At 71.2% G+C, this 12,836-nt stretch carries 15 protein-coding genes; 10 read left to right on the top strand and 5 right to left on the bottom strand.

Going from position 1 to position 12,836, the window contains the following annotated elements:
• The first annotated feature begins 353 nt into the window (after positions 1 to 353).
• The 5 genes from ACFIF2_RS32805 (at position 354) to ACFIF2_RS32785 (ending at position 6,680) form a co-directional block, all read left to right on the top strand.
• Positions 354 to 1,700, top strand: a complete 1,347-nt coding sequence (locus tag ACFIF2_RS32805) for an APC family permease (protein WP_395576920.1) — start codon at positions 354 to 356, stop codon at positions 1,698 to 1,700.
• A 229-nt stretch (positions 1,701 to 1,929) separates the two neighbouring features.
• Positions 1,930 to 2,298: a cupin domain-containing protein gene (locus tag ACFIF2_RS32800; RefSeq protein WP_395576919.1), complete on the top strand. Its 369-nt coding sequence runs from the start codon at positions 1,930 to 1,932 to the stop codon at positions 2,296 to 2,298.
• Positions 2,295 to 3,905, top strand: coding sequence for a methionine--tRNA ligase (locus ACFIF2_RS32795; protein WP_395576918.1), 1,611 nt, complete (start codon positions 2,295 to 2,297; stop codon positions 3,903 to 3,905). The genes ACFIF2_RS32800 and ACFIF2_RS32795 overlap by 4 nt, the downstream gene beginning before the upstream one ends.
• Positions 3,898 to 5,955, top strand: a complete 2,058-nt coding sequence (locus ACFIF2_RS32790; protein WP_395576917.1) for an FAD-dependent oxidoreductase — start codon at positions 3,898 to 3,900, stop codon at positions 5,953 to 5,955. The genes ACFIF2_RS32795 and ACFIF2_RS32790 overlap by 8 nt, the downstream gene beginning before the upstream one ends.
• Positions 5,952 to 6,680, top strand: coding sequence for a pyridoxamine 5'-phosphate oxidase family protein (locus tag ACFIF2_RS32785; protein ID WP_395576916.1), 729 nt, complete (start codon positions 5,952 to 5,954; stop codon positions 6,678 to 6,680). Before ACFIF2_RS32790 ends, ACFIF2_RS32785 begins: the two co-directional genes overlap by 4 nt.
• A 735-nt stretch (positions 6,681 to 7,415) precedes the next feature.
• On the opposite strand, the gene ACFIF2_RS32780 is transcribed toward ACFIF2_RS32785, so the two are convergent.
• Together ACFIF2_RS32780 and ACFIF2_RS32775 are read right to left on the bottom strand one after the other, a co-directional pair.
• Complete coding sequence (locus tag ACFIF2_RS32780) at positions 7,416 to 8,318, bottom strand: aminoglycoside phosphotransferase family protein (RefSeq protein WP_395576915.1); 903 nt, start codon at positions 8,316 to 8,318, stop codon at positions 7,416 to 7,418.
• A gap of 80 nt (positions 8,319 to 8,398) precedes the next feature.
• Positions 8,399 to 8,797, bottom strand: a complete 399-nt coding sequence (locus ACFIF2_RS32775) for a DUF6415 family natural product biosynthesis protein (protein WP_395576914.1) — start codon at positions 8,795 to 8,797, stop codon at positions 8,399 to 8,401.
• Between the two features lie 39 nt (positions 8,798 to 8,836).
• Here ACFIF2_RS32775 and ACFIF2_RS32770 point away from each other — a divergent pair, with 39 nt between their 5' ends.
• The gene (locus ACFIF2_RS32770; RefSeq protein WP_395576913.1) at positions 8,837 to 9,010 is read left to right on the top strand and encodes a hypothetical protein; all 174 of its coding nucleotides are present in this window, start codon (positions 8,837 to 8,839) and stop codon (positions 9,008 to 9,010) included.
• Between the two features lie 16 nt (positions 9,011 to 9,026).
• On the opposite strand, the gene ACFIF2_RS32765 is transcribed toward ACFIF2_RS32770, so the two are convergent.
• Positions 9,027 to 9,308: a hypothetical protein gene (locus ACFIF2_RS32765; protein WP_395576912.1), complete on the bottom strand. Its 282-nt coding sequence runs from the start codon at positions 9,306 to 9,308 to the stop codon at positions 9,027 to 9,029.
• A 114-nt stretch (positions 9,309 to 9,422) separates the two neighbouring features.
• Here ACFIF2_RS32765 and ACFIF2_RS32760 point away from each other — a divergent pair, with 114 nt between their 5' ends.
• The 4 genes from ACFIF2_RS32760 (at position 9,423) to ACFIF2_RS32745 (ending at position 11,523) form a co-directional block, all read left to right on the top strand.
• Positions 9,423 to 10,046, top strand: coding sequence for a GyrI-like domain-containing protein (locus ACFIF2_RS32760; protein ID WP_395576911.1), 624 nt, complete (start codon positions 9,423 to 9,425; stop codon positions 10,044 to 10,046).
• A gap of 474 nt (positions 10,047 to 10,520) precedes the next feature.
• Entirely contained in the window at positions 10,521 to 10,877 is a 357-nt protein-coding gene (locus ACFIF2_RS32755; RefSeq protein ID WP_395576910.1) for an RNA polymerase sigma factor, read from the top strand.
• The gene (locus ACFIF2_RS32750; RefSeq protein WP_395576909.1) at positions 10,829 to 11,095 is read left to right on the top strand and encodes an RNA polymerase sigma factor; all 267 of its coding nucleotides are present in this window, start codon (positions 10,829 to 10,831) and stop codon (positions 11,093 to 11,095) included. Before ACFIF2_RS32755 ends, ACFIF2_RS32750 begins: the two co-directional genes overlap by 49 nt.
• 197 nt (positions 11,096 to 11,292) lie before the next feature.
• The gene (locus ACFIF2_RS32745) at positions 11,293 to 11,523 is read left to right on the top strand and encodes a helix-turn-helix domain-containing protein (protein WP_395576935.1); all 231 of its coding nucleotides are present in this window, start codon (positions 11,293 to 11,295) and stop codon (positions 11,521 to 11,523) included.
• Positions 11,524 to 11,617: 94 nt separating this feature from the next.
• Here ACFIF2_RS32745 and ACFIF2_RS32740 read toward each other — a convergent pair whose 3' ends face one another.
• Together ACFIF2_RS32740 and ACFIF2_RS32735 are read right to left on the bottom strand one after the other, a co-directional pair.
• A complete protein-coding gene (locus ACFIF2_RS32740; RefSeq protein ID WP_395576908.1) occupies positions 11,618 to 11,962 on the bottom strand; it encodes a DUF6207 family protein in 345 nt (114 codons plus the stop codon).
• Between the two features lie 189 nt (positions 11,963 to 12,151).
• Entirely contained in the window at positions 12,152 to 12,820 is a 669-nt protein-coding gene (locus tag ACFIF2_RS32735; protein ID WP_395576907.1) for an HNH endonuclease family protein, read from the bottom strand.
• Between the last annotated feature and the right edge of the window lie 16 nt (positions 12,821 to 12,836).

Below are 12,836 nucleotides of genomic sequence, written 5' to 3'. Positions count from 1 at the left end.
TTCACCGGCGGCCCCCTGCGGCCCCTACGGCCCCTGCGGGCACGGGCCCGCCTGACGGCCGACGCCCCGGTGCGCCTGCCCGCGACACGCACGCGCACCCGACGCGCACGATCGCCGTGCACCGTCCCAGGGCCCACCGGAGGCTCACCACAGACCCGCTGAAGCCTCGCTGCAAGCGCGTCGCGGAACCCTGGAAGCCCGCCCCGGCCTCGCCTCGCCCCCGGGAGCGGCCGGGACGGCTCGACCGGCCCACGAGTGCGGCGACCTACCCTGCGGGACACGGCGCGCACCGACGTACACGACCGGGGACCGGTGCGCCGAGCCACCACTCCGGACGAGGGGGAACGACCACCGTGTCTCGTGGACCAGGGCTGCCCGCGGGCGACACAGCTCCAGTCGGGAAGGCCACCGAGCCGACGGCGCCGACCACGCCGACCGCTCCGCCCCCACCACCCCGGCGGACCGGCCTCGGCGTACGCGCACTGGTGATCTTCTACATCACCAGCCTCGTCGGCACGGGCATCCTCTACGTCCCCGGCGTGACGGCCCAGCAGGCCGGCCCCGCATCCCTGCTCGCCTGGGCGGTGCTGGCCGCCGCCTCCTACCCCTTCGCGAAGTTCTTCGCCGAGATGTCCGCCTGGCGCCCCGACGCCTCGGGGCTGACGGTCGTGGTCCGCCTCGGCTTCGGCGAACGGGCCGCTCATGCCGCGGGGCTGCTGCTGATCACCACCTACGTGATCGGCAACCCGATCATGGGCATCATCTCCGCGCGCTACTTCCTGGACCTGACCGGCCACCCCGACGGCCCGGTGTACGCGGTGGCGGCGGCCTTCATGGCCCTCTCGGTCCTCTTCAACACCCTGGGCCTGCACACCGGGGCGCGGGTCCAGGCGATCTGCCTGGTGGTGCTGCTGACCGGCCTCGGTCTGGCGGTGGCCCTGGCCGCCCCGCACATGGAGGCCGCCCGCTACGACCCGTTCGTCCCCCACGGCTGGGGCGGCGTGGGGGCCGCCGTGGTCACCGCGTTCTTCTCCTTCCTCGGCTGGGAGAACGTCTCCACCCTCGCCGACGAGGTGGCCGACCCCGCCCGCAGCTACCGCCGCGCCGTGCGCTGGGCCGTCCCGGTGATCGGCCTGCTCTACCTGTCGGTGACCGCCGCCTACCTCGCCGTCCCCTCGGACGGCACGATGGTCGTCACCGCCCTCCTCGAAGCGCCCCTCGGCCACACCGGAAGGGTCGTCGGCGCCCTGGTGGCGCTCGGACTGGCGATGGTCGCCACCAACGCCTGGGTGCTGGGCGCGTCGCGTCTCATGGCGGCCGGCGCCAGGGACGGCCTGCTGCCCCGCTCCCTGACGGTCACGCCCGCCGCGGAACGTGCCCAAGGCGCCCCCCTCCGCGTCCTCGCCGTCCTCACCGTGTCCTACACGGCGGTGCTGGGCGGCCTGTCCGTCACCGGACTCGACGACACCGTCATCCTCGCCATGACCAGCAGCTCCTTCCTGATGCTGTACGTCGCCGCCGCGGCCGCCGCCATCCGCGCGCGGGCCCCGCGGGCGATCCGCAACGTCGGCCTGCTCACCTCGCTCATCGCCCTGGCGTTCCTGTGCTTCGGCGGCATCGGCCTGCTCCTGGCCGCACTCGCCGCCACCGTCTGCACGCTCCTGGGCGTCCTGCGCGCCCCCCGCCGCACCCCGGCGTGACCCACCGCGCGCACCTCGGCGTGACCCACCACGCCGCACCCGGCGTGCCCCACCGCGCCGCCGACGAGGACGTCCACCGCGCCACCCGCCTCAACCGCCCCACAAGGGCCAGAACTTACTCTCCGTGCCGGGCCGCCCCCACGCACCCACCCGCCCGCCCGGCCCCCTCCCCGCCACCACCCCCAGGCGCGCCCACCCGTCCCACCACACACCAGACCGAGGTCAGAGCGTGGTCACCAAGTTCCGTATCCATGAAACCCAGGCCGAACGGGAGTTCGGCATGGCCTGTCAGCGCATCATCCCCTGGCCCGGGGCTGCCGAAGAGCCGCCCGTGGGTGCCATGGCGTGCTTCCTCGACGGCGGCGCCGACTCCGACCCCGACTGCCACGACCAGGACGAGGTCATGATCATCCTGTCGGGCTCCGGCAGCGTCACCCTGGCCGGCGAGACCGAGACCTTCGAGCCCGGCGACGTCGTCGTCCTCCCGCGCAACCAGGAGCACGTCGTCCACAACAGCCGTGACGACAGGCTGACATGGGTCTCCCTGTACTGGCCCCTGCACGAGCCGGCCCAGGACCGTCAGGACGGTGCGGCATGACCACCACGCCCCCCTCCTGGATCACCGCCACCCCTCCCACCCCCAACGGCCCCCTGCACATCGGCCACCTCGCCGGCCCCTACGTCGCCGGTGACGTACTGCGCCGCTTCCTCGGCGCCGAGGGCCACGACGTCCTCTACACCACGGGACTCGACGACCACCAGACCTACGTCCCCGTCCGCGGCGCGAAGGACGGCGGGCGCAGCGGCGAGGACGTCGCCGACGGCCACACCGAGACGATCGAGCACGTCTGGCGCACCGCCGGCGTCGACTTCGACCAGCTCGTGCACCCGCGCACCGACCCCGGCTACACCGAGTTCGTGCAGGAGTTCCTCCAGCGGCTGTACGACGCCGGCCACCTGGTGGCCCGCACCCGGCCCCTGCCGTACTGCGAGCCGTGCGAGCGCTGGCTGTACGAGGCGTACGTGGTGGGCGACTGCCCGCACTGCGGCTCCCGCTCCAACGGCAACGCCTGCGAGCCGTGCGGCCGGCCCAACGACTGCGCCGACCTGCTCGACCCCCACTGCACCCTGTGCGGCGAGCGGCCCGCACTGCGCGACTGCCGCCGCCTCTACTTCCCGCTGGCCGCCTTCACGGACGACCTGGCCGCCTTCTGGGAGCGCGTGGACATGCCGCCGCACCTCAGGGCGCTGTGCGAGCGGATGGCCGCCGACGGTCTGCCCGAGATCGCGGTCAGCCACCCGGGCGACTGGGGGATCCCCGTCCCGGTCGAGGGACTGCGGGACCAGCGGATCTACGTGTGGTTCGAGATGGCCCCCGGCTACCTGCGGGAGTACTCCCAGGCACGCGGCCACCTCCCCGCCACACCGCCCGCGCCCGTGCAGTTCTTCGGCATCGACAACGGCTACTTCCACGCCCTGCTCTTCCCGGCGGCGTTCACGGCCTACGACCGGAGCATTCCGCTGCCCCGCGCCTTCGTCGTCAACGAGTTCTACCGGCTGGAGGGCCTGAAGTTCTCCACCAGCCGGCAGCACGCGGTGTGGGCCCACGAGGAACTCGCCCGCACCAGCCCCGACGTGCTGCGCTACCACGTCCTGGCGGACCGCCCCGAAGGACGTCAGACCAGCTTCAGCCTCACCGCCCTCGCCCGCAGCCGCGACCACCTCACACGCGACTGGAACGACTGGCTCCTCGCCCTGTTCACCGCCGTGGCCGACGAGTGCGACGGCCGCGCCCCTGCCGAGGCCCCCCGCGGACAACTCTGGGACCGCCTCAGCACCCGGCTGCGCCAGGACGTCACCGCCCTGCGGGAGGCCTACGGAGTCGACGGCTTCGACACCCGCCGGGCGATCGCCCTGCTCGACGAGATCGTCGCGGGCGCCGCCGTCTTCGGCCACGTCAGCGCCCACGAGCGGGACCGGCCGCGCGGTGAAACTGCCCACCGAGCCGCCCTGGCCGGGCAACTGGCCGTCGCCGCCGCCCTGTCGGCGTGGGCAGCGCCCGCCCTGCCGCACGGCTCGGCCCGGTTGGCCGCCCTGCTCGGGCTCGCTCCCGGCCGGCGCGTCCACGAGGACGCCCTCGTGCCCCCGGCCCCCGGCACCGTCCTCGGCACACCGGCGCAGGCCAAGGAGATCTTCGGTGCGTGACGACGTACGCCCGGCCCGGGTCGCGGTCGTCGGCCCCTTCAGCGGCCCCCGGGCCGCCTGGGGCGAGCTGCTGCGGCACGCCGCCGCCCGGCAGACGCACTCCTGGCTGCGCTGGGACTTCCATGACGACCGGGGCGACACCGCGGCCGGCGCCACCGTGGCCGCCGCCGTCGTCGCCCGCGGCGGCTACGACGCCGTCATCGGGCACTTCAACAGCATGGGCGCCCGGGCGGCACTGCCCCTGTACCGGGCGGCCGGCCTGCCCGTGGTGCTCCCGCTGGCGACCGCGCCGGGCCTGCTCGACGGCAGCGGAGGCGGTGCGCTGCGCTGGTGCCCCACCGACCACGGCCAGGCACCCGCCCTGTGCGCGGACGCCGCCGCGCGGGGACATCGCCGGCTGCTGGTCACCGACGACGGCAGCGAGTACGGCGCCCGACTGGCCGCCGTCTTCACCGACCTCCCCGGACACCCGCCCGGCCTGTCCGTCGAACGACCGGCCACCGACGAGGGGCCGCCACCCCCCGAGGCGGCGATCGTGGTGTGCGGCACCCACTTCGGCGCCGCCCGCACCGTCCGGCACCTGCGCGAGACGGGTTTCACCGGACAGCTGTACGTCACGGACGACTGCGCGGTCGACGAGTTCGCCGAACTGGCCGGCCCGGCGGGACGCGGAGCACGCGTGGCCCGCCTGCGCGGCGGCGCCCCGGCCCGCGTCACGGCGGCCTTCACCGCCCTGGCCACGGCCCTGCGCACGCGCCCGGTATCCGGCGGGGGCGACGGTCTGCTGACTACCCTGCGCACCACCGCCGGCTTCGACTTCACCCCGGACGGCGACCCGGTGACGTCCGCCCCGGGTGACGGCTGGGAGGTGGCCCCCGTCCCACCCGCCCCGCCCGCCCTACCACGGCACCACCCCACCCCCCACACCCCCGACTACGACGTCGTCGTGATCGGCGCGGGCGTCGTCGGCTCCGCGACCGCCGCGACACTGGCGGCGGCCGGACGCCGTGTCGCCGTCACCCTGCCCTGCGCCCAACGCCCCGGGGCCACCGACTTCTCCGGCGGACTGGTACGGGCCTACGAACCCGACCCCGTACAACGGGCGCTGGCGATCCGCAGCACCACCCTCCTGTGGTCCCGCACCCACCCCACCACCGACGGGCCGGGCTTCCCCTTCCACCGCACCGGATCGCTGGTCCTGCTGGGCGCCGACGACCTCGCCGAAGCACGCGCCGGAGCGGCGGAACTGACCGCCGCCGGCATCGAAGTCCACCTGCTGAGCCCCGACCAGGTGCACGACCGCTTCCCGGACATGACGGTCGACGACCTCGCGGGAGCCCTCTGGGAACCCGCCGGCGGCCACACCCATCCCCCCACCGTGGCCCGCACCCACCTCGACCTGGCCCTGCGCGACGGGGCCACCGCACTGCCCGGCACGGTCCAGGAGGTCATCACGAGCCCGGACGGCGTACGCGTGACCCTGGACTCCGGCACCGTCACCGCCCGCGTCGCGGTCCTCGCCGCCGGCGCCGGCACACCCGCCATAGCCGGTCACCGGCTGTCGGCCGGGCCCACGTCCCCCCACCCCGGCCCCCGGCCCCGCGTGCGCACCAAACGCATCCGCTACGCCTACTTCGACCGGGCCGGCCGCCGGCTGCCCGCGGTCAGCGACCTCGTCACCGGCATGTGGGGCCGCCCCCAGCCGGACGGCCCCGCCACCGGAGGCTTCCTCGCCGGACGGCCGGTCGAGGAGTGGGACGTACCGGCCGACGGCGGCGACGAACTGACCACCGACCAGATCGAGCACATCAGGACCGGAGTGAGCCGGCGCTGGCCGTGGATCGCCGGGGCGGCCTGTCTCGGCGGCCGGTACGGCGTCGACCTCTACAGCGACGAAGGACCCGTCCTGGGCGCCGAACCGGACGATTCCCCCCTGGTCATGGCCACCGCCTGGTCGGGCGCCGGTTTCAAGACCGCACCCGCGGCCGCGGCACAGGCCACCATCGACACCCTGGCCCTGCTGGAGGCACACGAGAAAGTGCTCCCATGACACCCGACACCCACACCACCCCCACCCCCAGCCTCCCCGTCACCGACCGGACCCGACTGCGCCGCATGCGCGAGAAGGGCCGTACCCGACGCTCGGACCTGGACGCCGTCCTGGCCGCTGGGTTCCTGTGCCACCTGGCCGTGGTGGTCGACGGCACCCCCATGGCCGTCCCCACCGCGTACGGCGCCACCGCCGACACCCTCTACGTCCACGGGTCCGTGGCCGGCCGCAGCCTCGTCCAGGCACCCGACGCCACGGTCTGCGTGACCGTGACCCAGCTCGACGGAATCGTCCTGGCCCGCTCCGTCTTCGAGCACGGCGTCAACTACCGCTGCGCCATGATCTACGCCACCCCACGCGTGGTCACCGACCCCGACGAGAAACTCGAAGGCCTGCGCGTACTGACGGAGCAGTGCGTGCCCGGACAGTGGGACTACGCCCGCACACCCAGCCGCAAGGAACTCGCGGCCACCACACTGCTGGCCCTCGACCTGGCGGAGGCGTCCGTGAAGGTACGCACCGGCCCGCCCGACGACGGCGACAGCCCCGACGCCGGCCTGGACGTCTGGGCCGGCGTACTCCCCGTCACCACACTCTGGGGACCCCCGGTACCCGACCCCGCCCTGCGCACCGGTATCCCTCTCCCTCCCCACATCACCAAGACCACCGGCACCGACGTCTTCCCCACCCCGCCCAGCGGACCCGAACCCCAGGAGAACTCCTGACGCGCAGCGCGCGTCGGGTCTGCGGCAAAGCGACGGCCGTGTCGATGACGCCGACGGGGCCGCGGACGGCTGACGTCTACTGACCGGGGTGAACGGCCTGAAACCTTGGGGGCCCGGGTGAGAAGAAGCGCCCGGGGGCATGGATGGCGTGGACAGCGGCCCAGGGGTGCCCGAAGCGCAGCAACTCGGTGGCGGTGCCCGCAGCGTCAGTGTCGAAGGCCTCGATCCTGATGAAACGTTCGGGTCGCCGCGTGTCTGGTCCTGCTGTTCGCCCAGCCGGTCAGCCGGATCGTCCGCATGACAGTCGACGACGTCCTTCGCGAGGGCCAGCACGTCGCACTCCGGCTCGGCGACCCGCCCACCCCAGTTCCTGAGCCCGTGGCCGACCTCCTGCTCAGCTACCTCCAGGCCCTGCCCGCCAGCACCCCCGCCATCAATCAGAACTCGCCCTGGCTCTTCCCCGGCCGCCGCGCGAGCCAGCCCATGAACCCCGCTACCCTGCGTGACGCCCCCCCCGTGAACTCGGCATCCCGGCCGAGAAGGGCCGGACCTCCGCTATCCGCCAGCTCGTCCTTCAGACCCCCGCCCCCGTCATCGCCCAGGCACTCGGCTACCACGACAAGAGCACCACCCGCAGCGCCGCCGACGTCGGAGCCCCTGGAAAAGCTACGCTCCGGGCGATCACAGCGGCTGACAGGCACCGTGGCACGAGATCGTTTGAGGCCGACCGAGCACTCAGCTGTCGGCCAGAGTCATGAGGAACTGAGTCTCTGAGTCGTCCCGCCCCGCACACATTCTGGGGACCGCGATGAGGGCGGCCAGGGCACGGCACCAACCCATCACACGACGAGGAGACATGTCAGGAACCAGCGCCGCCAGCTCCTCGACCCTCTGCTCCAGCGCGGATGGATCTTCAACTCCTTCGAACACCCAGTCCACAGCGTCGAAGTCCGGGTCGCCCCACGTCGGCCTCGGGTCAATCGCCACCATGCGGGCGCCCGGACCAGACAGGACGTTGGCCGGGTGGAGATCACCATGCACGAGTCCCACAGGCCCATTGCCTGCAAGTTCCAGGGCTGCCGCCCGCGCCTGCCGAAGCACCTTCGAGGCAGCCGGATCGTTCACGTCGCGCGCTGCCAGCCTGCGGTCGGTCAAGTCGAATACGAAGTCGACGCGGTGTGAGAGACGCCGCAGTACCGAGTGCTCGCCCGGCGCGAGAGCAGGGTCCCGCAGGTCCCGCAGTAGCGCCGCAACCTCGGTCAGATTCCATGCACGCTGGCTCACCTGCACGCCCGGCTCCACGTCCTCCAGAAGCAGGGCCCCGGCGGTCAGGTCTTGTGCCAGCAGCGTGACAACCGACGGCGTCTTCGCCCAGGCCCGCAGAGCTTCGGCTTCCTCCCGGGCAATCCCGGGCTCCGGCGTGAGTTTCAGCCACGCCGGGGTGCCAGTGTCCCGCTTGAAGCATCGGAACACCCGCGAGGTGCCTCCTCCGCCTGCCGCGACAGGCTCCAGATTCCAGCGGGCAGCGAGTTCGTCCACGAGAGCCGGCAACTCATCACACCAGGCCAGCACCTCAGCTCCGAACCGAACGACGAGCCGGTCCCGGACCTCTGGTGCGACGCAGATCAGCTCTCTCAACTTGTCTCCCGCGGGTGGTGGTTGCATATTTCGCGCATCCTAAGACCACGGTTCGTGCACGTCCCGCAACATTTCAATCGTCACAGAGAGTGAAGGGTGGTCTCGTCGAACCACCCAACACAGCACTCAGGATTATCGACGGTTACCCATCCCGAGGCGAACTCGTGGAGGACGAGCAGGGCGCGGCACTGCGTCGCCAGGTCCCGCAGCTGCTCGGGGGAGGCGTTGCCTCGGGACGTGCGGAGCATGCGCCGGCTCTGCACGAGGACCCACCGGGCGACGTATCGCTGGTGGCCGCGCAGCCGGGGCACCAGCGGGGTTACCTCTTTCACCAGCAGCCCGACGTGCCCGCGCACCAGGCCGGCGAGGTACTCCCCCTCGCCCCCGGAGATGTCGACCCCCCACAACAGCCTGTCGTCCGTGGCGTGAACGGTCTCGACGTCTATCGGCGCGGCCGACTTCGACGCCGTGGCGGTCACCGCCGTACCCCGCGGGAGCGGACGACCGTCGACATCCAGATGACCTCGCGCAGGTGGCGGCCGACCTCCTGGCCGGTCAGCAGCTCGCGCGGAGTACGGGTGGCCTCCAGCCCGGACCGGAAGCTCCTGACGGGTGACAGCCCCCTCGCCTCCCACAAGCTCGGTCTGCTCGCCGCTGAGGCCCTGGTCGTAGCAGCCGGGACCGCGGGCTAGGCCGTTTCCTTCGAGATCATCGGATCGTTGGTTGATGTGTGTCGTTGACTGACGCCCAGTGGGTACGCAGCCGCAGACAGATGAGGGTGAGAAGCAGCCGGTCGGTGAACACGAGCTTGGCCTTGCGGCCCGCACCAGCCGCCCGCCGACGCTGGCCACCGCGGCGTTCGGTGCGGTCGGATTCCCGGGACGCCTCCCAACGCGGCGCAAGCTCGAAGACGAGCTCGGCGAAGTGTTGGCGGGAAATCCCGGTGAAGGCAGGATGGGACAGGGCGGCACGATTCAGGGAAGACGTCACATCTCCCGATCGTGCCGCCTACCACTGACAACCCGTCAGCCCGGGACGAATGCCCCAAGGCCGTACGCGGGTATCACCGGGCGATACGCCTCATCCAGGAGAAGCGAGACACCCATGGCTCCGTACGACGTCAAGCGGGAGCGGAAAGAGTTCTACGCGCCCAAGAACACGGCGTGGGCCGTCGTGGACGTTCCCGAGCAGCAGTTCATCGCCATCGACGGCATAGGTAACCCCAACACGGCGCCCGCCTACGCACGCGCGGTCGAGGCCCTCTACGCGGTCGCCTACACCCTCAAGTTCGTCAGCAAGCGCACGGTGGGCGGTGATTTCGTCGTCGCTCCGTTGGAAGGGCTGTGGTGGGCGGATACGCCCGAAGCCTTCACCACCCGGGCCAAGGACTGCTGGAAGTGGACCATGCTCATCACCATGCCCACCTGGATCACCAAGGAGCTGATCGAGGACGCCAAGCAGACCGCGCTGGCCAAGAAGGAACTTCCCACGATCTCTCAGGTCCGACACCTCACCTTCCACGAAGGCCCCAGCGCCCAAGTGCTCCACATCGGCTCCTACGACGACGAGGCACCCGTGCTGCATGAACTCCACCACACCTACCTCGCCGCTAACGGCTTGCGGCCAACGGGCCTGCACCACGAGATCTACCTCAGCGATCCGCGCAAGACCGCTCCCGAGAAGCTGAAGACCATCCTGCGTCAGCCGGTCGAGGACCTCGCCCCGTAGCTCCCCGACTGTCGCCGCTCTGCCCAATCGCGCGACATCTGTTGAACCGCCCACCAGCCCCCGCCCAGCTTGCCGGACCTCAATTGCCCCCAAGGTCGTAAGGGAGCCGGTTACCTCAGCGTCTGGCTGATGCCGCGGGTCTCTCCGGAAAAATCTTGATGCGGACGGGCAGCGCTTTTGGCCCCTCGTGCGACTCCATGACGTGAACACTCTTCTGGGGCGCTGGACAGTCGGGCTGTGGATGGTCCTATCGCAGCCCAGGGTCTAGTTGGGGATCTGTCTCGTTGCCGTCCTTGTGGGCATGTCCGCTCTGGTGGCGGAATGGCAGCGGAGAGCAACCCTGATCGCCCTGGTGCGCAACGCGCCCGCCGGGACGGTGGTGGTGCAGGAACGAGGACGAGGGGGGCCTGCCATGCGGGTGCAGGTAGGAGAAGCCACGGACCACGATGGGGGACCGGTGTGAGTCAAGGAGGGATGCGACTCCCCCCTGAGACGAGGCGGCAGATCGCAGCGTTATGGGAGCTGGAAGCCGAGTGGCTGGTGCGCTACGCCATGGTCCGGACCGGAGAGGACCAGTCCGCAGCCGAGGACCTCGTGCAGACGGCGTTCCTCGCCGCTGCGGTCCAGTGGAACTCACTCGTCGACCGCACCGATGACGAGCGCCGCAACTGGCTGCGCAGCGTGGTTCACCACAAGTGGGTCGACGGCATCCGCCGTCCCGCAAACTGGAGCGACTCGACACGGAGGAGCGAGAAAAGTACGCCGGTCGGGGACCCGATCTCGTGGATGTGGTCCTTGCACGTGCTGACCTCGAACGCTGCTTGGAGGTGATCTGCAGCCTTCCAGAACGACGTCGGCAGATCGCCGTGTTGTTCTTCATCGAGCAGTACTCCGCGGTCCGGATCGCCTACCTACTGGACCTGCAGCCATCCGGAGTCCGCAAGCACATATCCAAGGCTCGTGCCCTGCTGCGTGAGGCTGTTAAGCCCGTGGGCACCGGAGAAGCCGAGGCACTCCCGCCACGCGAACAAAAGGAGGAGCAGGCATGACGGACAACGAGCGGAGCCGCTCCATCGACACCGACACCCTGTTTGGTCACCTAATGGACCAGACGGCGGGAGTCGTAGAAGTCGACCGGGAGAACCTGGCACGGCGCAAGGAGCAGCTTCTGCGCACGCTGGGCGAGCCCGCAGATGACACTCCTGCCCCATGGGAGGACACCCCGGCGCCCCCGCCACCGAGCAGGCTGGCCAGGCAGCGCCCCCTGAACGAGGTCGTGTTCCTGACCGTCGCGGAAGTCGCCTCCGTGATGCGCGTCTCCAAGATGACGGTCTACCGGCTGGTCCACAGCGGCCACCTCCCTGCCATACGCGTCGGCCGGGCTTTCCGGGTCCCGGAGCAAGCGGTCCACGAGTACCTGCGCGAGAGCTACCTAGGCGTGGAAGTCGGCGGCGAACGACCGAGCGACGGTGCGTAGACCTACCTCCATGTCCCGTAGCAGCCTGGGCGAAGGCCCTGGCTGGCGGTGGATCATTCCCGCCACTTGATCTCCGCCGTGTCCGGTGGGCAGGTCAGGGCTGTCCACGGCGGTGGTGAGCATCGGCTCGGGCAGGGTCCACATCGTCACGATGGAGGCCTTCCCCGGGGCGGGCCGGGCCTGTGTCCGCCAACGTGGTGCCCGTCGGTGCGCCGTCGCTGACGGGGTTGTCCTGGTCGTTGTCGGGGTGGAGGTCGAGGAAGAGCCGTAGCCGTACGCCGGGTTCGCCGGGCTCGTGCACCGTGCGTTCTGCCGCGGCGATCGCGCACTGGACAGCAAGCAGTTCCTGGACGGCGAAAGCGGTCGCGTCGTCCAAGGCGGCGATCTCCACCACGGCCAGACCCGGCCGCGCCACGTGTGCCTCGCTGATCGATCTCATGCCCGCTGTCACGCCCCGGAGTGGGCTGGCAGTTCGCCGGACCCTGGTCTGTCACCCGATCGGGGCGCCAATGGTCGTGAACGCTGGGTGATGAGGTGGGCGAACGGAAACCGGGCCCGGACTTTCGGAAGGACGACTAGCGGGGTGGGTGTCTGCCGCCGTTGCTGCTGGCACGAGACCGCCGGGCGGCTACCGGGCCAGCTCGACGATGAACACGTCGTCCGGGCAGTCGGCCAGTTCGCTGGCCAGCGCGGTCTTCTCCGCGGGGTCCACGGACAGACGGAACCGGGTCTTCACCACCACCCACAGCGTATTGTACTCGCACCGGTTTCCGGCGGCCGGGGGCTGCCACTGGGCGGGGTCCTTCTCGCCCTTGGAGCGGTTGCTGCGCGCGGAGACCATGACCAGGGAGCGGGGGTCGCCGAGGTCGTTGGCGAAGTCCTGCCGTTCTGCGGGGGTCCAGTCGGCGGCGCCGCTGTCCCAGGCTTCCTTGAGCGGCACGCGGTGGTCGGCGTCCGTGCCGCTGGGGTCGTTGATGTAGGTGTCGTCGTAGGCGCTGTACCAGCGGCCCCCGGTGAGCTTGCAGCCGGCGCCCTGCTCGGGTGCTTCGACGGCTTCTTCCAGCAGGACCTCCTGGCGGGTGTTGCACCCGTCGCGGTCGGCGTCGATCCAGTGCTTGAAGTAGCTGCGCTTGTACTCGGTGGTGTCCTCGGGCGCGATGTCGAGCGCGTCGAGGGCCTCGCTCACGGTCAGGGTCACGGTGTCCCCGGGGGCCGCGGCCCGACTGGGAGCAGTGTGGGCGGTGGCGGGAAGGAGCAGAGCGGTCACGGCGGCGGCGAGCACGGCGGTACGGCGCACGGAAGTCCCCTCGAAG

The sequence above is a fragment of the Streptomyces sp. BK79 genome, from assembly GCF_044142145.1.
Lineage (GTDB): Bacteria > Actinomycetota > Actinomycetes > Streptomycetales > Streptomycetaceae > Streptomyces.
The sequence above is the reverse complement of the archived record's forward strand: the minus strand, read 5'-3'. Positions and strand labels throughout refer to the sequence as shown.